This is a genomic window from Streptomyces pseudogriseolus (assembly GCA_002154585.1).
Lineage (GTDB): Bacteria > Actinomycetota > Actinomycetes > Streptomycetales > Streptomycetaceae > Streptomyces > Streptomyces pseudogriseolus.
Window position 1 is genome coordinate 1 of the sequence record MUNG01000026.1, and the last position, 25,127, is coordinate 25,127.

The following is a 25,127-nucleotide window of genomic DNA, read 5'->3' on the forward strand; positions in this document are numbered from 1 at the left end:
CCGAGGAGCAGCTGCGGGAGATGAACACCATGGGCCCGGTGACCGCCGACGGCAAGCAGTCGTACGGTCTGGGGCTGCGCGGGCGGACGCTGTCCTGCGGCACCACGGTGTACGGGCACACGGGCACCGTGCAGGGTTACTACACGTACGCCTTCACCACGAGCGACGGCCGCCGCAGCATGGCGTCGCTGGCGAACACCTCCAACAACGGCACGGTGAACACCACGCTCGGCGCCACGCTCGACGCGTCCTTCTGCGGCGCGATGTCCTCGGTGAAGCGTGCCGTGGAGGCGGCGGCCCGCCGCACCGCGGCCGCCGGGTCGGTGCCGCAGAAGGACGCGTCGAGCGTGGCGCCGAGCGTGGTGTTCACCGTGCCGTTGTTGGAGGTGTTCGCCAGCGACGCCATGCTGCGGCGGCCGTCGCTCGTGGTGAAGGCGTACGTGTAGTAACCCTGCACGGTGCCCGTGTGCCCGTACACCGTGGTGCCGCAGGACAGCGTCCGCCCGCGCAGCCCCAGACCGTACGACTGCTTGCCGTCGGCGGTCACCGGGACCATGGTGGTCATCTCCCGCAGCTGCTCCTCGGGCAGCAGCTTCCCCGAGAGCAGCGCGGAGAAGAACCGGTTGAGATCCTTGGCGTTCGAGATGACCGCGCCCGCGGACTGTGCCCAGGAGACGGTCTGCTCGGTGGAGTCCACCAGCGGCAGCGTGGTGTCGTCCTGCCGGAGGTAACCGCGCGCGTACGTGCCGGAGATCGTGGTCCGCGGGTGCACGTACGAGGTGTGCTTCAGCCCCAGGGGCGTGAAGATGCGCTGCCGGTAGTGCGTGGCGACAGGCGTGCCCGTCACGTGCTCGATGATCGCGCCCAGCGCGACGAAGTTGGTGTTGGAGTAGCTGTACGCGGCGCCCGGCGCGTTGTTGAGCGGCTTCGCCGTCGACAGGTCGATCAGCTCCTGGTAGCTGAAGACCTTGTTCCGCACCGCCTCGAAGCCCGGGACGGTGTTGTAGAACATGTCGTTGGTGTAGTCGTACAAGCCACTGCGATGGCTGAGGAGATGACGGACCGTGATGCGCTCGTCGGGCAGCGGCTCGGGCAGGTAGCGGTTGGCCGGCGCGTCGAGGTCGACCTTGCCCTCGGCGACGAGCTGGAGCAGCACCACCGAGGTGAAGGTCTTGCTGACGCTGCCCACGCGGAACCGCCGCCCGGTGTCCATCGGCGTGTGGGCGGCGGTGTCGGCCTCGCCGGTGGCGACGCGGTAGCTCCTCCGCCCCTCGTCGATCCGGGTCAGCGCGCCGGGCGCGCCCTGCGACAGCGCCGTACGGTGCACCGCGGCCACGGCGGCGACGTCGGGCGCCGGCAGGGCGGGCGTGGTGGTGTCGGCGAGGGCGGGGGACGCCGCCAGCGTGACGACCAGGGTGGAACCGACGAGCGCGAGGCTCACGTCTTTGATCCGCATCCGCTTCTTTCCTGAGTGTGGGGAAGGAACAGGCGCCTGCGGCCGACATCGCTGCAACTCCCTTGCCTTACAGGACAGTTGAGCGAGTCACGCGAGGCCGGGGCGGCAACGTCTGCATCGTAGTGCAGCGGCGCCCCGCAGGCCCGCCCTTCGAACCCGGCGTGGCGGAAACGGCGTTGCCCTCAGCCGCCCGTGCGGACCGGGTAGTGGTAGGTCTCCGCCGCCCCGCGGGCCACCGCTTCCGGCCACACGTGGTCCAGCACCGACGCCGACGGACCGAACAGCGCGGACGGCACCGCGTCGCGCGGGAACCACTCCCAGCGCGCGATCTTGTCCGGCTCCGTCACCACGGGCGTGCCCGTCGCGCCCTCGGCGACCGCGGCGGCCGTCACCCGGGTCAGTCCGCGCGAACCGTCCACCACGACCGCCATCACCCGTACCGCCGTGGCCGGCACCGACAGCCCGGTCTCCTCCGCCAGCTCCCGCGCCGCCGCCGTCTCGAAGCTCTCGCCCGGGTCCACCTTGCCGCCCGGCAGCTCCCAGCGGCCGTCGTGGCCGAGTCCGAGCAGGACGCGGCCGGAGGCGTCGAGGACGGCGACGCCGACCCCCGTCAGGCTGTGCGGCGTGGGGCGGGCGCGCTCGGGGCGCTCTGCGGCGTCATGTCCGGTGGTGTTCACCGGTCCCTTCTACACGGTCACGGTCTGCGCGGTCGCGGCCTCCCCCCCCGGAGCGGGGTGACGCACATCACCGGGCGGGGGCGTGCGGGTACGGGCGGCGCGGCGGCGACAGTAGTGGAACGGGTTGTTCCGCAAAGGGCGCCCGCGAGGCGCGCCGGCCGCCGCCGGTGTCGTGATCGGACCTTTGCATCGCAACCCTTGACGCGCGCGATGGCTGAAAATATCTTTCAGGCTCAAGTGATCCACCGAAAGTAAATTTCGACACCCGGGAGTGTGACCCTCGTGCCCGCCGCAGACGCCGTGGAGAGCGGCCGGTTGCGTGAGCAGCTGGCCACCATGACCACGGAGGCGTACCGCCCGGAGCTGGCGGACATCGACCGCCTGCCCACCCTCGACATCGCCCGCTTCATGAACGCGGAGGACGCCACCGTCACCACGGCCGTCGCCGCCCGGCTGCCGGAGATCGCCGCCGCGATCGACGGCGTCACCGCGCGCATGGCCCGCGGCGGCCGGCTGGTCTACGCCGGCGCCGGCACGGCCGGCCGGCTCGGGATCCTCGACGCCTCGGAGTGCCCGCCCACCTTCAACACCGACCCCGCGCAGGTCGTCGGCCTCATCGCGGGCGGGCCCACCGCCGTGGTCAGCGCCGTCGAGGGAGCCGAGGACCGCGAGGACGCCGCCCGCGCGGACCTCGACGCCCTGGCCCTGACCGCGGACGACGTGGTCGTCGGCATCTCCGCCTCGGGCCGCACCCCGTACGCCGTCGCCGCCGTCCGGCACGCCCGCGCCCTCGGCGCGCTCACCGTCGGCCTGTCCTGCAACGAGGACAGCGCGCTCGCCGCGGCCGCCGACCACGGCATCGAGGTGGTCGTAGGACCCGAGACGCTGACGGGCTCCACCCGGCTCAAGGCGGGCACGGCGCAGAAGCTCGTGCTCAACATGATCTCGACGATCACCATGATCAAGCTGGGCAAGACCTACGGAAACCTGATGGTCGACGTCCGCGCCTCCAACGAGAAGCTCAAGGCGCGCGCCCACCGGATCGTCTCCCTCGCCACCGGCGCGCGCGACGAGTCCGTCGAGACCGCCCTCGCCGACAGCGACGGCGAGGTCAAGAACTCCATCCTCACCCTCCTGGCGTCCGTGGACGCCCCGACCGCAGCCCGCCTGCTCCAGGATGCCCACGGGCACCTGCGCAAGGCCCTGGAAGCCGCAGCCGCCTGACGCGGCCTGCCCCACCTCACAGCAAGGCATGACCGCACCATGAGCGAAGAGAACAAGCATCGCGCCACTGCTGCCGCCATCCTCCCCCTGGTCGGAGGCGCGGCGAACGTGACGTCGGTGGCCCACTGCATGACCCGGCTCCGGCTCGGGCTGCGCGACCGGTCCCTCGTCCAGGAGGAGGCACTCAAGGCACTGCCCGCGGTCATGGGGGTCGTCGAGGACGACACCTACCAGATCGTGCTGGGACCCGGCACCGTCGCCCGGGTCACCCCGGAGTTCGAGGCCCTGGTCGAGGCGGAGCGCGCCGACGCCCCCGAGGAGCCCGCCGCTCCCGCGGGCGGGTCCGACCCCGTGACCGCCGAGGAGCTGGCGGCCCAGGGGGCGGCGCTCAGGGCCGAGCGGAAGGCGAGGAACGCCACCCCGTTCAAGCTGTTCCTGCGGCGCATCGCGAACATCTTCGTGCCGCTCATCCCCGCGCTCATCGGCTGCGGCATCATCGCCGGCCTCAACGGCCTGCTCGTCAACCTTCAGTGGCTGCCCGCCGTCACCCCGGCCCTGGCCGCCATCGCCTCCGGCTTCATGGCGCTGATCGCGGTCTTCGTCGGCTACAACACGGCCAAGGAGTTCGGCGGCACCCCGATCCTCGGCGGCGCCGTCGCGTCGATCATCGTCTACGCGAAGGTGGCGGACGTCGAGGCGTTCGGCCAGCACCTCTCACCGGGCCAGGGCGGTGTGCTAGGCGCGCTCGCCGCTGCCTGCCTCGGCGTGTACGTCGAGAAGCGGTGCCGCCGCTGGGTCCCCGAGTCCGTCGACGTCCTGGTCACGCCCACCGTCACCGTGCTGGTCTCCGGCCTCGCGACCCTGTTCGGGCTGATGTTCCTGGCCGGTGAGGTGTCCTCCTGGATCGGCGACGCCGCCGACTGGCTGCTCGCCCACGGCGGCGCGGGCGCCGGCTTCCTCCTCGGCGGTCTGTTCCTCCCGCTGGTGATGCTGGGCCTGCACCAGGCGCTCATCCCCATCCACACCACGCTGATCGAGGGCGCGGGCTTCACCGTGCTGCTGCCGATCCTCGCCATGGCGGGCGCGGGCCAGGTCGGCGCGGCCCTCGCGATCTACCTGCGGCTGCCGCGCAACACCTCGATCCGCACGACGATCAGGTCGGCGCTGTGGCCGGGCTTCCTCGGCGTCGGCGAGCCGCTGATCTACGGCGTCTCCCTGCCCCTGGGCCGCCCCTTCGTCACCGCCTGCGCGGGCGGCGCCTTCGGCGGTGCGTTCGTCGGACTGTTCAACCAGCTGGGCACGGACGTGGGTTCCACGGCGATCGGCCCCTCCGGCTGGGCGCTGTTCCCCCTCCTCGACGGCAACCACGGCCTGGCGCAGACGATCGCGATCTACGCGGCCGGCCTGATCGTCGGCTACGTGGCGGGCTTCGTGGCGACGTACTGGTTCGGCTTCACGAGGACGATGCTCGCGGAGCTGAACGCCGCGCCCGACGAGCCGGCCCCGGCGTCTGCGGCCCCGTTGGCGACGGAGGACCGGGTCGCGGAGAAGGTCTGACAGCGGATCCGAGAGCTCGCGACGGCGTGGGGCCGGCCCTCTCCAGGGCCGGCCCCGCGCCGTTCCCTCGGTCGCGTCGAGGCGTCACGGCCCCGCGCGGCGCGGGCCGCTCACCGGGAGGCGAGGGAGGTCTCGGACTCGACCCGGGTGAGCTTCTCGGGGTTGCGGACGTAGTACAGCCGCGTGACCCGGCCGTCCTCCACCCGGGCCGCCAGCACCCCGTCGATCTCGCCGTCCAGGCGCAGGACCAGCGCCGGGTTGCCGTTGACCGTGGTGGCCTCGCCGCTGAGGACGCCGCCCGCCTTGCCGAGGCTGCCGGCCATGTAGCGCAGCACCTTGCCCGCGCCGACGACCGGCCGCAGGGCCGCCAGCTTGAGGCCGCCGCCGTCGCTGACGAAGACGACGTCGGGCGCGAGCACGTCGAGCAGCGCCTGGAGGTCGCCCGTGACCAGCGCGGACCGGAACGAGTCGAGCGCGGCCCGGGTCTCCTCCGCGGACACCGGCGTGCGGGGGCGACGGGCGTCGACGTGCCTGCGCGCCCGGTAGGCCGTCTGGCGGGCCGCGGCGGGGGTCTTGCCGAGGGCGGCGGCGATCGAGTCGAAGTCGAAGTCGAACACCTCGTGCAGGACGAACACCGCGCGTTCGGTGGGGGACAGGGTCTCCAGGATGTGCAGGAGCGCGAGGGACAGACTCTCGGCGAGCTCGGCGTCCTCCGCCACGTCCGGGGCGGTGAGCAGGGGCTCGGGCAGCCAGGGGCCGACGTAGGTCTCCTTGCGGCGCTTCAGGGTGCGGAGCCGGTTGAGGGCCTGGCGGGTGGTGACCCGCACCAGGTACGCACGCCGGTCCCGCACCTGGGCCAGGTCGACCTCGGTCCACCGCAGCCAGGTCTCCTGGAGGACGTCCTCGGCGTCCGCGGCGGAGCCGAGCATCTCGTAGGCGACGGTGAACAGCAGGTTCCGGTGGTTGAGGAAGGCCTCGGTCGCGGGGTCGGTGGGGTGGTCGTTCATGTCGTGTGTGTCGCTCTCTACGTGGCCGGCCCCGTGACGGAGGCCGCGGTGGTTCAGGCGGGGATGTTCGGGCGCGGGTCGCGGCCGTCGCTCCCGGCCGGCCGGGAACTGGCCTTGCGCGCCCCCGACACCAGCTGACGGAGGGTGGACCGGCAGACGATCTCCTTGACGCCGGCGGCGGGCCGGCCGCTGAGGTACAGCGCGTTCACCCGGTCGTCCAGGGACGAGAACTGGGTGACGCCCTCCTGCCGGCCGAGGCTGAGGCACTGTCCGGCGAACAGCAGCCGGGCGGGCGCCGCGGGCTTGCCCGCGATCCGGCGCAGCACCGTATCGGCGGCCTTCGTGCCCAGCTGCACGGCGGCCTGGCAGCTCATCCGGACCGGCCGGTCCGTGATCACCCCCGCGTCCCCGGCGGCGACGACGCGGGTGTCGTCCACGCTGGTCAGCGTCGCGTCCGTGACCAGACGGCCGTAGGAGTCGGTGCTCAGCCCACTGCGCGCGGCCAGGTCCGGGACGCGGAATCCCGCGGTCCAGACGGTCACCGCGCTGGGCACGTCCCGGCCGTCCGCGAGCCGTACGGCGTCGCGCGTCACCTCCGTGACGCGCGTCCCGGCCCCCTCGAGAACGGTGACGCCCAGCGCGGCGAGCCGGCGGGCGACCGGACGGCGGCCCCGGGCGTGCAGGGACGGGCCGAGCACCCCGCCGCAGACCAGGGTGACGAGGCGTCCCGTCTCCGCCAGCTCGGCGGCCGTCTCCAGGCCGGTCAGACCCGCCCCGACCACCGTCACCGGGGCCGTGACGGGCGCTTCGCCCAGCGCCGACCGCAGCCGTCGCGCGCCGTCGAGGTCCGCCACCGCGTGCGCGAACTCCGCGGCCCCGGGCACATCGGGGTCGGAGGCGCCGCTGCCCACCGCGTAGACCAGGTAGTCGTAGGAGAGGGTGCCGCCGCCGGCCAGGGTCACCGTGCGCTCCGCGGTCGTGATCAGGGTGGCGGTGTCGACCACCAGACGGACGTTCGCGCCCAGCACCTCCCCGAAGCCTTCGACCGCGTCGTCGGAGCCGGTCACCAGCTGGTGCAGGCGGATGCGCTCGACGAAGTCGGGCCGCGGGTTGACCAGCGTCACCGACACGCCCGCCCGGCGCGCCAGCCGGTTGGCGGCCTTGACGCCGCCGTAGCCGCCGCCCAGGACGACGACCTCGATGTTCCCGCTCATGATGTCTCCCTTCGTGGAACCGGACTGCGGCATGGAGACACCGGCGAGGAGCCCGGCGTAACACCTGCCGTCCGCGCGGCCGGGACACGCCCGCCGCGCGCCCTCCGCCCCCGGTGTCCGTACGCCGGTCATGGGCGCCCGGTGTTCCAGTGCCGGAGCTTGTCGGGGTTGACGACGACCCACATCCGTACGACCTCCGCGCCGGCGACCTCCAGGCTCATGACGGCGACCACGCGCCGGTCGTGGCGGACGACGAGACCGGCGCGCCCGTTGACGGAGTGGGCGGCGAGGGTGGTGGTGAGCGGGCGGCGGTCGAGCAGCCGCAGCAGACTGCGGGCGACCCGGTCCCGGCCGTGCACGGGCTCGACGAGCGTGCGGATCTTCCCGCCGCCGTCGAAGAACGCGGAGGCGTCGGGCGCCAGCAGGGACAGGAGCGTCTCCTCGTCCGCCGTCACGCAGGCCCGGCGCACGGCGTGCACCACGGCGTCGTGCCGGCGGAGGGCCGTGGGCTCCATGACGTGGGGCCGGGCGACGACCACGTCCGGGACGGCGGGGACGACGTCCTCGGCGACCGCGTCCGGTCCCGGGCCGGGCGGCGCGAGCCGGGCGAGACAGATCCCGCCGACGCTGTCTGCCAGCCAGGACCGCGGCACGGCGATGCGCTCCCGCTCACGGTCCGACAGCGCGTACCAGCGCCGGTAGCACTCGTCGACGGCTCCCTCCGCGTCGCGGAGGCTGCCGAGGATGCGCTGGGCGAGGATGACCAGGTGCCGCCGCTCGTCGAGCAGGTCCGCGAGCGGGGAGCCGTCGTCGACGCGGTCCACGCCCTCACCTCCCTCGCACCCGGCCGCCCGGCGGCGGCACACCGCTGGAGCAGAGAGACCGGACAGCCGGGCCATCTGTGACACGCGGTCCGTTCGCCCTGTTCTGTCACGCCCGGGTCCGCGGTCCGGTCATGGAGGCGAAAGGCGACGACGTACCGCCACCCGGCGGCACCGCCTTCCGACGGAAAGGCCCGGCCATGTTCCACCGTTCCCACACCCCCAGGCCCACCGTGGTCCTCGTCCACGGCGCCTTCGCCGACTCGACCAGCTGGAACGACGTGGCGCGCGAACTGCGGCGCGAGGGCCACCCCGTGGTGGCCGCCGCGAACCCGCTGCGCGGACTGAGCGGCGACGCCGCGTACGTCCGCGAGGTCCTCGCCGGCATCGAGGGGCCGGTCGTCCTCGTCGGCCACTCCTACGGCGGCGCGGTCGTCAGCGCCGCGGCGGTGGGCGCGGACAACGTGCGGGCACTGGTGTACGTCGCCGCGTTCGTCCCGGACAAGGGGGAGAGCGCGCTCGACCTGGCGGCGCGGTTCCCGGGCAGCAGCCTCGGCGACGCGCTGCACCCGGTGCCGGTCACCCTGCCGGACGGCTCGCCGGGGGTGGAGTTCACCATCGACCAGGCGAAGTTCCCGCACCAGTTCGCGGCGGACGTCCCGGAGGGCGTGGCCCAGCTGATGGCGGTCACCCAGCGCCCGGTGACCGGCGCGGCACTGGAGGAGCCGGCCCCCGAGCCGGGCTGGCGGACGCTGCCGTCCTGGGCCGTGGTCGCCACGGAGGACCTCAACATCCCCGCGGCGGCGCAGCGTCACATGGCGGAGCGGGCCGGCGCGCGGGTGCGGGAGGTGCGGGCGTCGCACGCGGTGAGCGTCTCGCATCCCCAGGAGGTCACGAGCGTCGTGCTGGCGGCGGCGGCCTCCGTGACGCGGTAGCGGATCACCGGGTGTCCGCGGTGCCGTCGGCCCACCGGGGCCGGCGGCACCGCCCTGCCGTGCCGGGCGCCGTCGCGTCGAAACGTTTCGACGACGCGCCGGTGAACGCACCGCGCCGCGATCGGCCGCGTGAGCAGGCACGTTGCGTCCGGCGCGTGCGGACCCATATGTCGGCCGTGTTTCCAGGTGTGACCGAGCCGAACGTCTCCCCGAAACCGTCTCGTTCGCTCCACGAAACCTGCATGTGCGCCTTCTACCTTCGGGAGCGCTCCCATCACGTTTCACCCACCGGATTGGAGTCATCCCCCCATGCACAACTCGCGTTTATCCGCCGGTAGTTCCCGGCCGGCCCGGCGCCGTCTCTTCCAGGCGTTCCTGATGCTGTTCGCCCTGGTGGCCGGCGCGCTGTCGTTCTCGGGCACCGCCCAGGCGCACGGTTCCGTCGTCGGTCCCGCCTCCCGCGCGTACCACTGCTGGGAGGAGTGGGGCAGCGACCACATGAACCCCGCCATGGCGGACGAGGACCCCATGTGCTGGCAGGCCTACCAGGCCAACCCCAACACCATGTGGAACTGGATGAGCATGCTCCAGGACGGCCTCGGCGGCCAGTTCGAGGCGCGCATCCCGAACGGCAAGCTCTGCAGCAACAACCACCCGAACTTCGAGAGCCTGAACAACCCGGGGCCGTGGACGACGACGCCCGTCGGTGACAACTTCACCATTCACCTGTACGACCAGGCGTCGCACGGTGCGGACTACTTCAAGGTGTACGTGAGCAAGCAGGGCTTCGACCCGAAGACCGAGGCCCTCGGCTGGGACGACCTGGACTTCATCACCCAGACCGGCCGCTTCGCCCCGGCGAACGACATCACCTTCCCGGTGCGGACCTCCGGCTACTCCGGACACCACATCGTCTTCACCATCTGGCAGGCGTCGCACCTCGACCAGGCCTACCTGATGTGCAGCGACGTGGACTTCGGCTGACCGAGGCCCCACGGCGCGGCCCGGCCCGGTGACCCCTCACCGGCCCGGGCCGCTGCCCGTGCGGCCGCCCGCACCGGCCGTGACCGCCGTCAGCGGTGCCGCATCCAGACGTTGGGCTCCCGGTACACGCCCTCGTCCGACCTCCGCGACCGTGCCGGTCATGACCTGGGACTCCGGCGCCGCCGACACCAGCGTGGCGCCCAGGCGTTGATGCGTGCGGATCCACGGGTCGAGAGCCGAGCCGTCCTCGCGCCTCCAGCGCATGTAGGTCTCGATCGGGGCCAGCGGGTACCGGGCCTTCACCGTCGGCCGGACCGGGGCGACCACCCGCTCCCGGCCCGCCTCCTCCGCCGCCGCACGCAGCGCGGGGTGGGGCGTGCCGATCCGCTGGGACGGCCGCGCCGAATCCGCCCTCGGGCTGCACCTTGGTGCCGGTCCGCGCCGTGAAGGGACATGAGCGGGGCGTCGCCCCGGACACCCTGGTGAGCTGCGGGGCGATCGACACTCCGTCGCTGAACGGGCGCGGGCTTGCCGGGGCAGCGCTCAAGGGACGTCACCGGCACGCCGGGGCCCCGCCGCTCCCGCTGCCCGGCGCGGGACGGGCGGGTCACTGCTGCTGGGCGGCCAGCCAGTCCGTGTAGCGGGTGGTCGCCAGCTGGGCGTCCGGGCCCGGGAGGAGGGTGGACTCCTGCACCGGGGCGCCCGAGTAGCCCGCCTCGGGGTCCGCCACGACCTCGCGCGGGTCGCCCGCGGCGGACAGCGCCGTGCGGATGGGCTCCTCCAGGGGCAGTGCCTCGGGGCCGCCGATCTCGACGATGCCGCCGAGCGGGGAGGCCACCGCCGCGCGGCTCACCGCCGCGGCCACGTCGTCCGAGGCCATCGGCTGGAACTTCGCCGGAGGCACCCGCACCGTGCCGTCGACCGTCGACAGGTCCGCGAGCCCCTTCATGAACTCGAAGAACTGCGTGGCGTGCACGATGGTGTACGGCATGCCGGAGTCCCTGATCAGGTCCTCCTGCGCCTGCTTGGCGCGGAAGTACCCGCTCTCCTGGAGCCGGTCCGTCCCGACCACGGACAGGGCGACGTGGTGGGCCACGCCGGCGTCCGCCTCCGCCTTGAGGAGGTTGGTGGTCGACGTACGGAAGAACTCCATGACGGCGTCGTCCGCGAACGAGGGCGAGTTCGACACGTCGACGACGACCGACGCGCCGTCCAGGACCTCGGCCAGGCCCTCGCCGGTCAGGGTGTTGACCCCGGTGTTGGGCGCGGCCGGCACCGCCTCGTGGCCCTCGGCCCGGAGCTGGGTGACGACCTTCGAGCCGATGAGCCCGGTGCCGCCGATCACTACGACCTTCATGACTGGGTTTCCCTTCACACGATGGATGGATGAGCGGATGTGCGTGCGTCTGTGCCTGTGTCTGCGCTCACTCCTGCAACTTGCCGTCCGTCGGCACCTCCTCCATCAGGGAGGCGATCTCCTCGGGGACCGGCGGGATGCTCTCCCGGGTGACGCCGGTCGCCGGCGACCACACGAGGTTGACGCGCAGTTCCTCATCCATGTCCGGGTAGTCGCTGCGGTTGTGACAGCCGCGGGTCTCCCGCCGCTCCAGCGCCGCCTCGAGCGTGGCCCGCGCGGCCAGCACCGCCGCCTTGAGGTCGAAGGCGTGGGCGAGATCCTGGAAGCCGGCGATGTCCGGGTGGACCCCGACGTCCTCCATCCGCTTCTCGATCGCGGCGAGTTCGGCCAGCCCGGTGAGCAGCCCCTCCTCGTCGCGCACGACACCCGCGTGCTCCGTCATCGTGTTGCGGACGGCGCGCTGGAGGGCGCGGACGTTCTCCGGGCCGTCCGCCGCGAGGAGTTCGTCCACCTCCGCCCGCGCCTCGGCGACCGCCGCGGCCGAACGCGGCTGCGCGGTCAGCGACTCGGAGTACGCGGCGGCCGCCCGGCCGGTGATCCTGCCGTACACCAGCAGCTCGATGAGGCTGTTGCCGCCGAGCCGGTTGGCGCCGTGCAGACCGCTGGACGCCTCGCCGATCGCGTACAGGCCCCGCACGTCGGTGCTGTGGTCCTCGGGGCGCACCCACACGCCGCCCATCGAGTAGTGCGCCGTGGGCGCGACCTCGATCGGGTCGCGGGTGATGTCCAGCATCTGGAGGTCCAGCAGGGTCTGGTAGACCCGGGGGAGCCGGTTCATGATCGTCTGCCGGGGGAGATGCGAGACGTCCAGCCACACCCCGCCCTTCTCCGTGCCGCGGCCCTCCTTGATCTCCGTGTAGGAGGCCAGGGCGACCCGGTCGCGGGTGGACAGCTCCATGCGCTCGGAGTCGTAGCGGCTCATGTACCGCTCGCCGAGCGCGTTGCGCAGGATGCCGCCCTCGCCGCGCGCGGCCTCGCTGACCAGGGTGCCTGCCGCGTTCTCCGGCTCGATGATCCCGGACGGGTGGAACTGCACCAGCTCCGGGTCGCGCAGCCGCGCCCCGGCCTCCACGGCGAGCCGGAAGGAGTCCCCCGTGTTCTCGTCCCGCCGCGACGACGTGCGCCGCCAGATCCGGGTGTGCCCGCCCGCCGCCAGGATCACCGCGTCCGCGTGCACCAGGTAGCGCGTGCCGTCCTTCAGACCGAAGCCGTACGCCCCGAACACCGCGCCCTCGTGCGTCAGGATCCGGGTGATGTACACGCCCTCCAGCACCGGTATCCGCAGCTGCTCCGCGCGCCGGACGAGGGTGCGCTGGATCTCCAGGCCCGTGTAGTCGCCGGCGAAGGCGGTGCGGCGGAACTTGTGCGCGCCGAAGAAGCGCTGCGAGATGCGCCCGTCCTCCTCCCGCGCGAAGGCCATGCCGTAGCGCTCCAGGTCGTCGATGCCGCGGGCGGCGCCCCGGGTGACGATCTCCGTGGTGCGCGGGTCGCCCAGCAGGTAACTCTCCTTGAGCGTGTCCGCCGCGTGCTGCTGCCAGCTGTCCTCGGGGTCCATCGTGGCCAGGGCCGCGTTGATGCCGCCGGCGGCGAGGGAGGTGTGCGCGTCGTCCTTGGGGCGCTTGCCGACGGCGAGGACGTCGACCCCCGCCTCGGCCAGTTCGACGGACGCCCTGAGGCCGGCCCCGCCGGTGCCGATGACCAGCACCGTGGTGGAAAGACGTTGTTCGGTGGCAGCCACGATTGCTCCGATCGTCGAGGTGTCTCACCGACTACGACCGGACGCCCGCCCGGCTTGTGACACCCCGACGCCACACAGGCACCTCCCAGCATGCGCCCGGCGCGCGGCGCGGGCGACCCGGAGGACACGCCCGGGGGCCGCTCACTCCGGCAGCGGACGGGGAGCCGCGATACGCCGGACCGTCGTCACCACCGTCGGCACGGTCGTCACCGTCACGTCCCCCGTGATCAGCCGCTGCACGGGGCAGCGCCCGGCGACCTTGAGCAGCCGCTCCACCTGGGACGGGTCGAGGTCGCCCGTGAGCCGGACCTGCTTGACGATCTGCCCGCGCGGTGCGAACCGCGCCTCCACCACGACCTCGTCGAGCCCCCAGCCCTGCCGCGCCGCGTACGCGCGGACCGCCATCGACGTGCACGACGCGAGCGCCGCCAGCAGCAGCTCCCCGGGGGTGGGTCCGGTGTCCGCGCCGAGCGGTTCGGGCTCGTCCGCGGTCAGCAGATGCGGTCCGACCGCGACGGTGCGGGCCAGCCGCCCGCCCTCACGGACGGACACGGTGCGTCCGGTCATGATGCTGCCTCTCGGTGGGTCCTGCGGGTCACCCACCAGACCGCGACGATCACGCGAATGTGACATGCCCCCGCGGGGCCGGGCGGCGGCGCCGGGCCGTCAGGCGGTCAGGGACATCACGTACGGCGACAGCTTCTCCGGGTTCATCACCCACATGAGCCGTTCGATGCCGTCCGCGGACGCGTCGACCGACAGCAGCGCCACCGGGTTCCCGCCGGCCGTGACGAGGACGGCCGGGTTGCCGTTCGCCTCCACCCAGCGGGTCTCGGCCGGCGGCCAGAAGCGCGGCGCGAAGGCCGCCAGGTACTTGGAGACGCGCAGGCGTCCGACCACCGGGATGCGCGAGGCGCCGCGGATGCCGCCGCCGTCGGCGTAGCTGACCACGTCGGCGGCCAGCACGTTCTCCAGGACCCGCATGTCACCGGTCTGCGCCGCCGCCAGGAACACCTCGAGCAGCCGCCGGTGGTCCGCCGGGCTCACCGGCTCCTTGCGCTCGGCCGCCAGATGCTTGCGGGCCCGGCTCACCAGCTGCCGGGTGTTCGCCTCGCTCGTCTCGAGGATCTCCGCGACCTGCTTGTACGGGTAGTCGAACGCCTCCCGCAGCACGTACGCGGCCCGCTCCACCGGGTTCAGCTTCTCCAGCAGGAGCAGCACCGCCATCTCCAGCGCCTCGGCGCGCTCCGCGCCCAGCTGCGGGTCGTGCCGGGTGTCGACCGGCTCGGGCAGCCAGGGTCCGACGTACGACTCGCGCCGGACGCGCGCGGACTGCGCGACGTTGATGGCGAGGCGCGCGGTGATCGTCGTGAGAAAGGCGGCAGGCTGCTTGACGCCGGAACGGTCGGTGTTCTGCCACCGCACCCACGTCTCCTGGAGGACGTCCTCCGCCTCCGCGGCGCTGCCGAGCACCCGGTAGGCGATCCCGAACAGCTGGGGACGGGCCGCGAGGAAATCGTCCGTCGCCCGGTCCAGGGAATCGGCTGCGTCCCGAGCGTCCATGGTCGCCCCTTCCGGCTCCGCGCTCACCATGCTACAAGCCGCCTTCATCACGCGCGTCCGGGAGCGGGGCGGGCCCGCCACCCCCGTACGTGTACGGTACAGCGGGCCGCCCGGCCCCCTCGGTCAGGCCTCCTGTCCGTACCGTGCACGGGCCTTGGCCACCGTCTCCGCGGGCACCGCGCCCGCGCGGGCCAGCTGGTCCAGGGCCGCCACGGCGATCGACCCGGGGTCGACGCCGAAGCGACGCCGGACCGCCTCGCGGGTGTCGCTCAGCCCGAAACCGTCCGTGCCCAGCGACGCCCAGTCCTGCTCGACCCACTGGCTGATCTGGTCCGGGACCTGCCGCATCCAGTCGCTGACGGCCAGCACCGGTCCCGGCGCCCCGGCGAGCGCCCGGGTCACGTACGGGACGGCCTGCTCGCCGCGCAGCCGTGCCGCGTCGGCCCGCAGCGCGTCACGCCGCAGCTCCGTCCAGGACGTCACCGACCACACGTCGGCCCGCACGCCCCAGTCCTCGGCCAGCAACTCCTGGGCCTCAAGCGCCCAGTGGACCGCCGTCCCGGACGACAGCAGCTGGATCCGGGGACCGGCCTCCGGCGACGGCGCCGGCCGGAACCGGTAGACGCCCCGCAGGATGCCCTCCTCCACCGAGGGCCCGGACGGCAGGGCAGGCTGCCGCTTCGGCTCGTTGTAGACGGTCAGGTAGTAGAAGACGTCCTCGGGCCGCTCCCCGTACATCCGCCGCATCCCCTCCCGGACGATCACCGCGATCTCGTGGGCGAACGCCGGGTCGTAACCGACCACCGCGGGATTGGTGGACGCCAGCAGATGCGAGTGCCCGTCGGCGTGCTGGAGGCCCTCGCCGGTCATCGTGGTCCGGCCGGCCGTCGCCCCGACGACGAACCCGCGGCCCAACTGGTCGGCCAGCGCCCAGAACTGGTCGCCGGTGCGCTGGAAGCCGAACATCGCGTAGAAGATGTACAGCGGGATCATCGGCTCGCCGTGCGTGGCGTACGAGGTGGCGGCGGCCGTGAACTCGGCCACCGAGCCCGCCTCGGTGATGCCCTCGTCGATGAGCTGCCCGTCCGCCGCCTCCCGGTAACGCAGCAACTGGTCGGCGTCCACCGGCTCGTAGGTCTGCCCCTCGGGCGCGTAGATGCCCGCCGTCGGGAACAGCGACTCCATGCCGAAGGTACGGGCCTCGTCCGGGACGATCGGCACCCAGCGGCGCCCCGTCGCCTTGTCGCGCATCAGGTCCTTCACCAGCCGGACCAGCGCCGTGGTGGTCGCCACCTCCTGCGTGCCCGACCCTTGGTGCAGCGCCTCGAAGGCGGCGGCCGACGGCTGCGGCAGCGGGCCCGCCACGACCCGCCGCTCCGGCACCGGACCGCCCAGCGCGGCCCGCCGCTCCCGCAGGTACCGCACCTCGGGCGCGTCGTCCCCCGGATGCCAGAACGGCACCTCGTCCCCGTCCAGCGCACGGTCGGGGACCGGCAGCTCCAGCCGGTCGCGCAGCTCCCGGAACTGCCGCGGACTCAGCTTCTTCATCTGGTGGTTGGCGTTGCGCGAGGCGAACTCCGGGCCCAGCGTGTGCCCCTTCACCGTCTGGACCAGCACGACGGTGGGCGCGCCCCGGTGCTCGACCGCCCTGCGGTACGCCGCGTACACCTTGAGCGGCTCGTGCCCGCCGCGCGAGTCGCCGAACAGGCCGGTCAGCGTCGCGTCGTCCAGACCGGCCGCGACCCGGGTCAGGGCGTCCCCGGTGAAGAAGTGCCGGCGGACGTAGGCCGCGTCCCGCGCCGCGTACGTCTGGAGCTGCGCGTCCGGCACCTCGCCGAGCCGGTGCACCAGCGCGCCGTCGGTGTCCTGCCGGAACAGGGCGTCCCACACCTCGCCCCACAGCGACTTGACCACGTTCCAGCCCGCCCCGCGGAACCGGGCCTCCAGCTCCCGCACGATCTGCGCGTTGGGCCGCACCGGACCGTCCAGCTTCTGGAGGTTGCAGTTGACGACGAAGGTCAGGTTGTCCAGACCCTCACGGGCCGCGAGCGCCAGCGCCGCCGTCGACTCGGGCTCGTCCGTCTCGCCGTCGCCGAGGAACGCCCACACCCGGGAGCCGGAGGTGTCCTTGATGCCCCGCGCGTGCAGATACCGGTTGAACCGGGCCTGGTGGATCGCGGCGAGCGGCCCCAGGACCATGAACACGGTGGGGAACTCCCACAGCCACGGAAGCCGCCTGGGATGCGGGTACGAGGGCAGCCCGTGGCCGCCCGCCTCGCGCCGGAAGTTCGCCAGGTGCCGTTCGTCCAGCCGGCCTTCGAGGAAGGCGCGCGCGTACACGCCGGGCGTGGCGTGCCCCTGCACGAACAGCTGGTCGCCGGAGCCGTCGCCGTCCTTGCCGCGGAAGAAGTGGTTGAACCCGATCTCGTAGAGCCAGGCGGCGGAGGCGTACGTGGAGAGATGGCCGCCCAGCCCGTCACGGGCGCCGCGGCTCACCATCGCCGCCGCGTTCCACCGGTTCCACGCGGTGATCCGGGACTCCAGGGCGAGGTCGCCGGGGAAGTCCGGCTGCGCCCATACCGGGACGGTGTTGACGGGGTCGGTGGTGAGCAGCCCGGGCACGGTGAGCCCGGACCGGGCGGCGTGCTCGTGCACCCGGCGCAGCAGGTACACGGCACGGTCCGGGCCGGCGTTCCGCACGACGGCGTCGAGCGACGCCCGCCACTCGGCGGTCTCCTCGGCGTCACGGTCGGGCAGCTGGTCGAGCTCGCTCACCGCGGCGGGCTCCGGGGGCCGGAACGGGTCACTCATGGTGCTCTTCCTTCGGGTCACGCAGGGGGAGGGCGCGGGGGGACGCGCCCGGACGTCCGGACGCCCCGTCCGGGGCGTCCGGTCGCTCACCTGGTACGACCGGGCCGGCCGGCGCCCTGTGACAGGGCGTGGAGTGACACGCGTTACATCCGCGGCCGTCGAGGGCCGGCGCTGTCACAGATCGCGGGGCTGCCCTGTCGATGAGGGGAACGCGAACGCGCCGGACGAGAGACGGGAGAGGACGAACGATGAGTGGCTCGGGTCCGCACGACCTTCCCCGGCCTGTGACAGCACCGCCGGGAGCCGTGACCAGGAGCGCCCCGCGGTGGTGTCGCCCCGCCCCTCCCACGGGAGCCGTACGGTGAGCACCGTCGCGTTCGTCAACGTCGCCCTGCGCGGCCACATCAACCCGACCCTGCCCCTCGTGGCCGAGCTGGTGCGCCGCGGGCACACCGTCACGTACCACACGACCGCCGCGTTCGAGCCGGACGTGGCCGCCGCCGGCGCCACGGTGTTCCGGTATCCCGGGGACGGCCCGCCGCTCGCCGGTCCGCCGACGCCCGTCACCCTGCTGGAACAGCTCGCCCGCACCGCCCTGGAGACCCTGCCGTCCGTGCTGGCCGACCTGCGGAGCACACGCCCCGACGTGATCGTGCACGGCGCCGCGTGCCCCTGGGGTCCGGTCACCGCGGCCGAACTCGGCGTGCCGGGTGTGTCGTTGTTCACCACCATGGCCTTCGGCCGCCGCGTGCCCAGCCCCGCCCGCGCCTCGTGGAAACTGCTGGCCGAGGCGGTCACGCGGCCCCGCAGCCTCCTCGGGTACGCCCGCGCGCGGCTGCTGCTCGCCCGCCGCCACCGCACCCGGGGGCTGCCCCCGGTCGACCTCGTGAACGCCCGTCAGCCGCTCAACCTGGTCTTCACCTCCCGCGCCTTCCAGCCCGAGGCCGCCTCCTTCGACGGTACGTACCGGTTCGTCGGCCCCAGCGTCGGCGCCCGGCCGCACGATGCGACGTTCCCCTTCGACACCCTGCGCCCGCCGGTGCTGTACGTGTCGCTGGGCACGGTGTTCGACGCCGGGCCGTCGGTGCTGCGCGGTTTCGCCGCCGCCCTGGCGCCGCTCGGCGGCACCGTCGTCGTCGCCACCGGACGCACCGACCCCGCCGCGCTCGGCACACCGCCGGGCAACGTGCTCGCCCGCCGGTTCGTGCCGCAGCCCGAACTGCTCGAACGGGCCGCCCTGTTCGTGACGCACGGCGGCATGAACAGCGTCAACGAGGCGCTGTACGCAGGCGTGCCCGTGCTGGTCGTCCCACAAGGGGCCGACCAGCCCCAGGTGGCGAGAAGGGTCACGGAACTCGGCGCCGGGCTGACCGTCCGCCCCGAGGACGCCACCGAGGCCGCCGTGCACGCCCTGGCCCGCCGCCTGCTCACCGAGCCCCGCTTCCGGGACGCGGCCGCCGCCCTGCGGGCCGCCCAGCGGCAGGCGGGCGGCCACGTCCGCGCGGCCGACGAGATCGAGGCGCTCCTGCACCGCACCGGCGCCCACGAGAAGCGGGGGCACTGAGCCATGCCGCCCCTCGTCCTCGCCCTCGTGCTGCTCGCCGGGCTGTCCGAAGCGGCCGGGCGGATCCTGCCCCTGGTCGCCCGCCGCCCCGAGGTGTCACCTCCCGTCGTGGCCGGGCTGCTGCTCACCGGCACCGCCGTCGAGAGCGCCGTCGTCGCGCTCTGGCCGCTGACCGCGTTCACCCTCGCCGAGCTGCTGCCGGGCGCCGTCGCGTCCGGCGCGGCGCCCGGCTGGACCGCCGGACAGGTCGCGCCGATGCTCCTCGGCGCCGTCATCGCCTTCCCGCTGCTCGGCCCCGCGCTGCACCTGATGCTGCTGACCGGGGTGGGCGCCGGACTGGTCGGCCCGGTCGCCGACGCGAGCGGCGTGGGCGGCTGGGCCGCCGCGGCCTGCGTGGCCGCCGCCGGCGTCGGACTCGCCGCGGCCGTGGAGGCCGTACGACGCCTCGTCGGGCGCATCGGCACCCCACGAACACGGAGACGAACACGGTCACGAACACCGGCACGCACACGGGCACGGAGGCGGACGGCATGACCTGGTTCCCGCTCGTCGCCCTGGTGCTCGGCCCGGTCCTCCTCGTCGAGGCGCTGCTCGCCCGCTACGAGGTGATGCTCTACACCGCCGGCTGGCGCAGCCCCGGCACCGACCTCCCGCCCGGCATGCCCTACGCCCGGGGCGCCGGCCCCGACCGCCCGCCGGCCGCCTATCTGGTCTACCTGGACGGCATCGGCAAGCGGCGCTTCACCGACACCCGGGACGGCGGACAGCTCGTCAAGGCGCTGATCGCCGCCGCGCCCGACCTGCGGGTGCTGGGACAGGTCCAGCCGTACTCGCCGCTGGCCGCCCCGCTCGCCGACCGGCCGGTGTGGGTGCGGATCCGCCGGCACGCCGGGCTGCTGCTCTTCCTGCACAACGTCATGCAGATCTTCGTCGCCGCCGACCGCCGCTACCGCCCCCTCTACAACCGTGCCGTCGGCGCCCAGATCGCCGGCCAGCTGCGGCGCGCCGGCTACCGGCCGGACAGCGGCGTCCCCGTCGTGCTGCTCAGCTACAGCGGCGGCGCGCAGGTCGCCACCGGCGCCGTCGCGGAGCTCCACGCCCAGCTGGTCGCCCCGCTGCTGCTGATCACCCTCGGCGGCTTCCACAACGGCGCCAACGACCTCACCCACGCCCTGCACCTGCACCAGCTCACCAGCGCCCACGACCGGATCGAACGGGTCGGCACCTGGCTCTTCCCGCAGCGCTGGCGGCTGCTGCGCGGCAGCGGCTGGAACCGGGCCCGCCGCGCCGGGCGGATCACCGTGCACCGCATGGACCCGGCCACCCATCTGGGCCGCCGCAGCTACATCAGCCCCCACTCCCGCCGGCCCGACGGCCGCACGCACCTGGAACACACCACCGACACCGTGCTCGCGCTCATCCGCTCGGTCACCAGGACCGACGCGCTGCCCTGACCCGAGACGGCCGGGAGGGACCCGGCCGGAAAAGGAACGGCCAAGGCACTCGGCCGCCGGGCCCGCCTGTGCTTCCATGCGGTGACGACGTACTGACCGTTCGTCAACACCGCACCCGTACACAGGAGAAGGCATGCCGCCAGGACGCAGACGTCCCGCCCGCACCGCCCGTGTCGCCGCCGTGCTCCTCGCCGCCGTCCTGTCGCTCACCGCGGCCCCGGCCACGGCGGCGCAGGACACCTCCCCGTCCGGCTTCCGCGCCCCCGCCGTGCCGCTGCGCGTGGCGACGTACAACATTCATGCGGGGGCGGGGGAGGACCAGGTCTTCGACCTCGACCGCACCGCCGACGCCCTGCGCGGACTGCACGCCGACGTCATCGGGCTCCAGGAGGTCGACGTCCACTGGGGCGAGCGCAGCGCCTTCGTGGACGAGGCCCGCGCGCTCGCCGGAAAGCTCCGCATGCGGGTGTTCTTCGCGCCGATCTACGACCTCGACCCGGCCGCCGACGGGGGCGAGCGCCGGCGGTACGGCGTGGCCGTGCTCAGCCGCCACCCCGTGCTGCACGCCGAGAACCACGAGATCACCCGGCTGTCCACCCAGACCCCCGACCCGGTGCCCGCCCCGGCGCCCGGCTTCGCCGAGATCGTGATCCGCGTGAAGGGCGTACGGACCCACGTGTACTCCACGCACCTGGACTACCGTGCCGACCCGTCGATCCGCGCCGCCCAGGTCGCCGACATGCTGGACGTCCTCGCCGACGACCGGGGGCCGGGCATCCTGGTCGGCGACTTCAACGCCGAGCCGTCCGCGCCCGAACTGGCGCCCCTGTGGCACACCCTGCGCGACGCCGCACCCGACGCCGGGCCCACCTATCCGGCGGTCGCGCCGCAGAAGCGCATCGATCTGATCACCGTCTCGCACGGCATCACCGTCACCGGCGCCGGTACGCACGCCACCGCCGCGTCGGACCACCGGCCGGTCGTCGCCGACCTGCGTCTGCCGCGCCGGGGCGGCTGACCGGCGCCCTCACCCCGGCGGGGCACCCGGCCCGCCGCCCTGGAGACGCTCCAGGTCCGACTGGCGGACCTGGATCGCCACCACCGCGACCAGGGCGGCGAGCCCGGCGGACACGGCCGCCGCGATGAACGCGGCGGTCACCCCGGAGGTGAGCACCTCGGCGCCCCACCGCCCGGGCAGTTCCCCCGTGCGCTGGAACTCCGCCCGCTGGGCGGGCGTCGCCTGCTGCAGGAAGAGCGGGACCTGCTTCTCCGCCTCGTTCCTGCTGGCCGTGCCGTACATGGTCACCAGGATCGACAGGCCCAGCGAGCCGCCGACCTGCTGCGTGGCGTTGAGCAGACCGGACGCGGCGCCGGTCTCCCGCACGGGCACGTTGGACAGCGCCATGAGCGTCAGCGACACGAACTCCATGCCCATGCCGAAGCTGAACACCAGCATCGGACCGAGCACGCTGCCCGCGTAGGTGGAGTGCACGTCGGTCAGCGTCAGCCAGGCCAGACCCGCCGCCGCGAACAGACCGCCCGCCACCATGAACGGCTTCGGCCCGTACACCGGCAGGAACCGTGAGGTCATCCCGGCGCTGACCGCGATGACCGCGCTCACCGGCAGGAAGGCGAGACCCGCCTCGAGGGGACTGAAGCCCAGCACGTTCTGCACGAACAGGGTCAGGAAGAAGAACATGCCGAACAGCGCCGCGGCCAGGAACAGCATGATCCCGTACGTGCCCGCTCTGTTGCGGTCCGCGAACATGTGCAGCGGTGTGATCGGCTGCGGGGAGCGCCGTTCGAGCAGCACGAACGCCACCAGCACGACCACCGCCGCCGCGAACGACACCAGCGTGAGCGTGTCCCGCCAGCCGTCCTGCGCGGCCCGGATGAAGCCGTACACGAGCAGCACCATGCCGGCCGTGGAGGTCAGCGCGCCGGTGATGTCGAAACGGCCCGGATGACGCTCGGACTCCTTGATGTACCGCGGGGTCGCCAGGGCGATGAGCAGGCCGATGGGCACGTTGACGAACAGCACCCACCGCCAGTTCAGCCACTCCACGAGGATGCCGCCTGCCAGCAGTCCGATCGCGCCGCCGCCCGCCGACACCGCCGCGAACACCCCGAACGCGCGGTTGCGCTCCGGCCCCTCGCGGAAGGTCGTGCTGATCAGCGCCAGGGACGTGGGGGAGGCGATCGCACCGCCCACGCCCTGCAGCGCACGCGCCGCGAGCAGCTGCCCGGCGTTCTGCGCGAGCCCGCCCAGCAGGGACGCCAGCACGAACAGCAGCACACCGAAGACGAACACCCGCCGTCTGCCGAGGATGTCACCGGCCCGGCCGCCCAGCAGCAGCAACCCGCCGAACGTGAGGGTGTAGGCGTTGACCACCCACGACAGGCTGGCGGTCGAGAAGTCGAGGGAGCGCTGGATGTGCGGCAGTGCGATGTTCACGATGGTGATGTCCAGCACCACCATCAGCTGACACGAGGCGATGACGAACAACGCCATCGCGTTGCCGCCGCCGCGGCCGTCCCGTGTGGCCTCCTTCGTGGAGGCCGGTCGCGGACTGCTGGTCATATCGGGTCGCCCTTCCGGGAGTCCACCGTTCGACCGTACGCGCGCCCCTCACCGGCCACCACTCGATCACCGGGCGGCCGGCCGGGCGGCCCGGCGTAGCATCCTCCCTGGCGGGGAGGTGCGGATGGTGGTGACCCAGGACCGCCCGGCGGACGCGCGGCCGGGCCGGCGCCGGGCGGTGGCCGTGCGCGCCCGGACCGCGCTGGACGCGCTGGAGCACCTGGTCGGGGGACTGGGCACCGCCCTGCTGGCCCTGCTCGCCGCGCTGTGGCTGGCCTTGACCACCGCGGCCTGCCTCGTCGGGGCCGGGCTGTGGCTGCTGCCGTCCGCCCTGCACGCGGTGCGCGCGATCGCCGACCGGGAACGCGGCAGGCTCTCCCGCTGGGGACCAGAGATCGTCGGCCCGGCGCCGCTCCCGGACGGGCCGCGGGCGCTGCTCGCCGACCGCGCCGTCCGCCGCGAGGCCCGCTGGGTGGTCACGCACGCGCTGCTCGGCCTGTTCCTCGGGCTGGTCGGGGCGACGCTGCCGCTGAGCGCGGCCCATGACCTCACCTTCCCGCTGTACTGGACCGCGCTGCCGGAGAGCGAGGCCGCGTCCGCCGTGGGCTGGTGGACCGTCCGGGACTGGCCCGGCGCCCTCGCCGTCGCCGTGACCGGCGTGGCCCTGGCCGGCGTCATCCTGGTCGGCGCGCCCGCCCTCGCCCGGCTCCAGGCCTGGCCCGGACGCCGCCTGCTCGGTCCCGACCCGGGCACCGACCTGGCCCTGCGGGTCGCCGAGCTGACCGCCACCCGCGCCGCCGCCCTGGACGCCCACGTCGCCGAACTGCGGCGCGTGGAGCGGGCGTTGCACGACGGGACGCAGAACCGCATCGTCGCCGTCACCGTGCTGCTCGGTGCCGCGCGGCGCGCCCTCGCCCGCGACCCCGAGGAGGCCGCGGCCGTCCTCGACCGCGCCCAGGACGCCGCGGAACAGGCGCTCACCGAACTGCGGGCGGTGGTGCGCGGCATCCTCCCGCCGGTCCTCGCCGACCGCAGCCTGGCCGACGCCCTCACCGCGCTCGCGGCCGGCTGCCCGGTGCCGTGCCGCGTCGACGCCGACGTGCCCGCGCGGTGCCCGGCCTCGGTCGAGGCGACGGCGTACTTCGCGGTCGCCGAGGCCCTCACCAACATCGCCCGGCACAGCGGCGCCGGCGAAGCTCGGGTCACCGTCCGCACGGACGGCGGACGACTGCACGTGGAGGTCCGCGACGACGGCCACGGCGGCGCCGGCGAGCACGGCGGGACCGGGCTCACCGGCATCCGCCGCCGCGTCGAGGCCCACGACGGAACCCTGGAACTGGCCAGCCCACCCGGCGGCCCCACCACCCTGAAGGTGACCCTGCCATGCGGATCGTGATCGCCGAGGACGACGCCCTGCTGCGGGAGGGTCTCGCGCTGCTGCTGCGCGCCGAGTCCCTGGACGTGGTGGCGACGGCCGAGGAGCCCGGCGCGTTCCTCGACGCCGTCGACGCGGAACGGCCGGACGTCGCCATCGTCGACGTACGGATGCCGCCCACCCACACCGACGAGGGCATCACCGCCGCCGTGGAGGCACGGCGGCGGCTGCCCGGGCTCGCGGTGCTGGTGCTGTCCGCGTACGTCGAGCAGGCCTTCGCCACCGACCTGCTCGCGCAGGGCAGTGCCCGGCTCGGCTATCTGCTGAAGGAGCGGGTGGGGCGGGTCGAGCAGTTCCTGGAGGCGCTGCACCGGGTGGCGGCCGGCGGCACCGCGATCGACCCGGAGGTCGTCGCCCAGCTGCTCGCCCGCAGCCGGCCCGACACCCGCCTGGAGCGGCTGAGCCCCCGCGAGCGGGACGTGCTCGCGCTGATGGCGGAGGGCCTGGGCAACACGGCCATCGCGGAACGCCTCACCGTCGGCGACGGGGCTGTGCACAAGCACATCCGAAGCATCTTCGCCAAGCTGGACCTACCCCCCACGGACCGCACGGACCGCCGCGTGGCAGCAGTCCTCCACTTCCTGAAGAACACCCACCCCTAGGGTCGCGGGGAACTGCGCGCTCAACCCCCACGACCTGCACTCGCGAACCCGGGCCGAGCGGCACCCGCCCTCAGGGGCGCGGGGAAC

The 25,127-nt window shown here is 73.7% G+C and carries 22 protein-coding genes; 10 read left to right on the top strand and 12 right to left on the bottom strand.

The genetic code is table 11. The features are described from left to right. Positions 1-139: 139 nt before the first annotated feature. Entirely contained in the window at positions 140-1,456 is a 1,317-nt protein-coding gene (locus tag CCN29_RS03930; RefSeq protein ID WP_442538229.1) for a serine hydrolase domain-containing protein, read from the bottom strand. A gap of 182 nt (positions 1,457-1,638) precedes the next feature. Further along, positions 1,639-2,133: a nucleotide triphosphate diphosphatase NUDT15 gene (locus CCN29_RS03935; RefSeq protein WP_031061296.1), complete on the bottom strand. Its 495-nt coding sequence runs from the start codon at positions 2,131-2,133 to the stop codon at positions 1,639-1,641. A 273-nt stretch (positions 2,134-2,406) separates the two neighbouring features. Here CCN29_RS03935 and murQ point away from each other — a divergent pair, with 273 nt between their 5' ends. Both murQ and CCN29_RS03945 read left to right on the top strand, forming a co-directional pair. Beyond that, the gene (gene murQ, locus CCN29_RS03940) at positions 2,407-3,357 is read left to right on the top strand and encodes an N-acetylmuramic acid 6-phosphate etherase (protein WP_442538230.1); all 951 of its coding nucleotides are present in this window, start codon (positions 2,407-2,409) and stop codon (positions 3,355-3,357) included. Positions 3,358-3,396: 39 nt separating this feature from the next. Then, a complete protein-coding gene (locus CCN29_RS03945) occupies positions 3,397-4,914 on the top strand; it encodes a PTS transporter subunit EIIC (protein ID WP_006131088.1) in 1,518 nt (505 codons plus the stop codon). 110 nt (positions 4,915-5,024) lie between these two features. On the opposite strand, the gene CCN29_RS03950 is transcribed toward CCN29_RS03945, so the two are convergent. From CCN29_RS03950 to CCN29_RS03960, 3 genes are all read right to left on the bottom strand, one after another. Further along, entirely contained in the window at positions 5,025-5,921 is an 897-nt protein-coding gene (locus CCN29_RS03950) for an RNA polymerase sigma-70 factor (protein ID WP_006131087.1), read from the bottom strand. Between the two features lie 53 nt (positions 5,922-5,974). Next, positions 5,975-7,135, bottom strand: coding sequence for an NAD(P)/FAD-dependent oxidoreductase (locus CCN29_RS03955; RefSeq protein WP_086680081.1), 1,161 nt, complete (start codon positions 7,133-7,135; stop codon positions 5,975-5,977). A 128-nt stretch (positions 7,136-7,263) separates the two neighbouring features. Continuing rightward, positions 7,264-7,959 carry a sigma-70 family RNA polymerase sigma factor family protein gene (locus CCN29_RS03960; RefSeq protein ID WP_006131085.1) on the bottom strand — a complete coding sequence of 232 codons (696 nt, stop codon included), beginning with the start codon at positions 7,957-7,959 and terminating at the stop codon, positions 7,264-7,266. 197 nt (positions 7,960-8,156) lie between these two features. On the opposite strand from CCN29_RS03960, the gene CCN29_RS03965 reads away from it, so the two are divergent. Both CCN29_RS03965 and CCN29_RS03970 read left to right on the top strand, forming a co-directional pair. After that, entirely contained in the window at positions 8,157-8,891 is a 735-nt protein-coding gene (locus CCN29_RS03965; RefSeq protein ID WP_031019179.1) for an alpha/beta fold hydrolase, read from the top strand. A 309-nt stretch (positions 8,892-9,200) separates the two neighbouring features. Beyond that, entirely contained in the window at positions 9,201-9,875 is a 675-nt protein-coding gene (locus CCN29_RS03970) for a lytic polysaccharide monooxygenase auxiliary activity family 9 protein (protein ID WP_467191555.1), read from the top strand. A 36-nt stretch (positions 9,876-9,911) separates the two neighbouring features. On the opposite strand, the gene CCN29_RS03975 is transcribed toward CCN29_RS03970, so the two are convergent. The 6 genes from CCN29_RS03975 to aceE form a co-directional block, all read right to left on the bottom strand. Next, complete coding sequence (locus CCN29_RS03975) at positions 9,912-10,202, bottom strand: hypothetical protein (protein ID WP_006131082.1); 291 nt, start codon at positions 10,200-10,202, stop codon at positions 9,912-9,914. A 280-nt stretch (positions 10,203-10,482) separates the two neighbouring features. Beyond that, positions 10,483-11,232 carry an SDR family oxidoreductase gene (locus CCN29_RS03985; RefSeq protein ID WP_086680073.1) on the bottom strand — a complete coding sequence of 250 codons (750 nt, stop codon included), beginning with the start codon at positions 11,230-11,232 and terminating at the stop codon, positions 10,483-10,485. A 67-nt stretch (positions 11,233-11,299) separates the two neighbouring features. Beyond that, on the bottom strand, positions 11,300-13,030 hold the full coding sequence (locus CCN29_RS03990) for an L-aspartate oxidase (protein WP_086016113.1): 1,731 nt from the start codon (positions 13,028-13,030) through the stop codon (positions 11,300-11,302). A 141-nt stretch (positions 13,031-13,171) separates the two neighbouring features. After that, positions 13,172-13,597 carry an OsmC family protein gene (locus tag CCN29_RS03995; RefSeq protein WP_006131079.1) on the bottom strand — a complete coding sequence of 142 codons (426 nt, stop codon included), beginning with the start codon at positions 13,595-13,597 and terminating at the stop codon, positions 13,172-13,174. A gap of 99 nt (positions 13,598-13,696) precedes the next feature. Next, positions 13,697-14,593, bottom strand: coding sequence for an RNA polymerase sigma-70 factor (locus tag CCN29_RS04000; protein ID WP_086680083.1), 897 nt, complete (start codon positions 14,591-14,593; stop codon positions 13,697-13,699). 123 nt (positions 14,594-14,716) lie between these two features. After that, a complete protein-coding gene (aceE, locus tag CCN29_RS04005; RefSeq protein ID WP_086680075.1) occupies positions 14,717-17,404 on the bottom strand; it encodes a pyruvate dehydrogenase (acetyl-transferring), homodimeric type in 2,688 nt (895 codons plus the stop codon). Positions 17,405-17,765: 361 nt separating this feature from the next. Here aceE and CCN29_RS04010 point away from each other — a divergent pair, with 361 nt between their 5' ends. The 4 genes from CCN29_RS04010 to CCN29_RS04025 all read left to right on the top strand — a co-directional run bounded on the left by CCN29_RS04010 (position 17,766) and on the right by CCN29_RS04025 (position 21,440). Beyond that, positions 17,766-18,968: a macrolide family glycosyltransferase gene (locus CCN29_RS04010; RefSeq protein ID WP_031061313.1), complete on the top strand. Its 1,203-nt coding sequence runs from the start codon at positions 17,766-17,768 to the stop codon at positions 18,966-18,968. A 3-nt stretch (positions 18,969-18,971) separates the two neighbouring features. After that, entirely contained in the window at positions 18,972-19,502 is a 531-nt protein-coding gene (locus CCN29_RS35565) for a hypothetical protein (protein WP_006131075.1), read from the top strand. Continuing rightward, the gene (locus CCN29_RS04020; protein WP_086680077.1) at positions 19,499-20,422 is read left to right on the top strand and encodes a hypothetical protein; all 924 of its coding nucleotides are present in this window, start codon (positions 19,499-19,501) and stop codon (positions 20,420-20,422) included. The genes CCN29_RS35565 and CCN29_RS04020 overlap by 4 nt, the downstream gene beginning before the upstream one ends. Before the next feature lie 133 nt (positions 20,423-20,555). After that, complete coding sequence (locus CCN29_RS04025) at positions 20,556-21,440, top strand: endonuclease/exonuclease/phosphatase family protein (protein WP_031061318.1); 885 nt, start codon at positions 20,556-20,558, stop codon at positions 21,438-21,440. Positions 21,441-21,449: 9 nt separating this feature from the next. Here CCN29_RS04025 and CCN29_RS04030 read toward each other — a convergent pair whose 3' ends face one another. Then, complete coding sequence (locus CCN29_RS04030) at positions 21,450-23,003, bottom strand: MFS transporter (protein ID WP_006131072.1); 1,554 nt, start codon at positions 23,001-23,003, stop codon at positions 21,450-21,452. A 124-nt stretch (positions 23,004-23,127) separates the two neighbouring features. Between CCN29_RS04030 and CCN29_RS04035 the strand changes: the two genes are divergently transcribed. Together CCN29_RS04035 and CCN29_RS04040 are read left to right on the top strand one after the other, a co-directional pair. After that, complete coding sequence (locus CCN29_RS04035; RefSeq protein ID WP_006131071.1) at positions 23,128-24,399, top strand: sensor histidine kinase; 1,272 nt, start codon at positions 23,128-23,130, stop codon at positions 24,397-24,399. Then, positions 24,387-25,040, top strand: a complete 654-nt coding sequence (locus CCN29_RS04040; protein WP_006131070.1) for a response regulator — start codon at positions 24,387-24,389, stop codon at positions 25,038-25,040. Before CCN29_RS04035 ends, CCN29_RS04040 begins: the two co-directional genes overlap by 13 nt. Positions 25,041-25,127: the final 87 nt, after the last annotated feature.

What these genes read in the sequence shown, in the direction of transcription:
- aceE (WP_086680075.1), bottom strand. Translation starts at nt 17,404, where the DNA reads ATGAGTGACCCGTTCCGGCCCCCGGAGCCCGCCGCGGTGAGCGAGCTC.
- CCN29_RS03970 (WP_467191555.1), top strand. Translation starts at nt 9,201, where the DNA reads ATGCACAACTCGCGTTTATCCGCCGGTAGTTCCCGGCCGGCCCGGCGC.
- CCN29_RS03955 (WP_086680081.1), bottom strand. Translation starts at nt 7,135, where the DNA reads ATGAGCGGGAACATCGAGGTCGTCGTCCTGGGCGGCGGCTACGGCGGC.
- CCN29_RS03930 (WP_442538229.1), bottom strand. Translation starts at nt 1,456, where the DNA reads ATGCGGATCAAAGACGTGAGCCTCGCGCTCGTCGGTTCCACCCTGGTC.
- CCN29_RS03945 (WP_006131088.1), top strand. Translation starts at nt 3,397, where the DNA reads ATGAGCGAAGAGAACAAGCATCGCGCCACTGCTGCCGCCATCCTCCCC.
- CCN29_RS04000 (WP_086680083.1), bottom strand. Translation starts at nt 14,593, where the DNA reads ATGGACGCTCGGGACGCAGCCGATTCCCTGGACCGGGCGACGGACGAT.
- CCN29_RS04025 (WP_031061318.1), top strand. Translation starts at nt 20,556, where the DNA reads ATGCCGCCAGGACGCAGACGTCCCGCCCGCACCGCCCGTGTCGCCGCC.
- CCN29_RS03995 (WP_006131079.1), bottom strand. Translation starts at nt 13,597, where the DNA reads ATGACCGGACGCACCGTGTCCGTCCGTGAGGGCGGGCGGCTGGCCCGC.
- CCN29_RS04035 (WP_006131071.1), top strand. Translation starts at nt 23,128, where the DNA reads ATGGTGGTGACCCAGGACCGCCCGGCGGACGCGCGGCCGGGCCGGCGC.
- CCN29_RS04040 (WP_006131070.1), top strand. Translation starts at nt 24,387, where the DNA reads ATGCGGATCGTGATCGCCGAGGACGACGCCCTGCTGCGGGAGGGTCTC.
- CCN29_RS03985 (WP_086680073.1), bottom strand. Translation starts at nt 11,232, where the DNA reads ATGAAGGTCGTAGTGATCGGCGGCACCGGGCTCATCGGCTCGAAGGTC.
- CCN29_RS03965 (WP_031019179.1), top strand. Translation starts at nt 8,157, where the DNA reads ATGTTCCACCGTTCCCACACCCCCAGGCCCACCGTGGTCCTCGTCCAC.
- CCN29_RS04030 (WP_006131072.1), bottom strand. Translation starts at nt 23,003, where the DNA reads ATGACCAGCAGTCCGCGACCGGCCTCCACGAAGGAGGCCACACGGGAC.
- CCN29_RS03950 (WP_006131087.1), bottom strand. Translation starts at nt 5,921, where the DNA reads ATGAACGACCACCCCACCGACCCCGCGACCGAGGCCTTCCTCAACCAC.
- CCN29_RS35565 (WP_006131075.1), top strand. Translation starts at nt 18,972, where the DNA reads ATGCCGCCCCTCGTCCTCGCCCTCGTGCTGCTCGCCGGGCTGTCCGAA.
- CCN29_RS04020 (WP_086680077.1), top strand. Translation starts at nt 19,499, where the DNA reads ATGACCTGGTTCCCGCTCGTCGCCCTGGTGCTCGGCCCGGTCCTCCTC.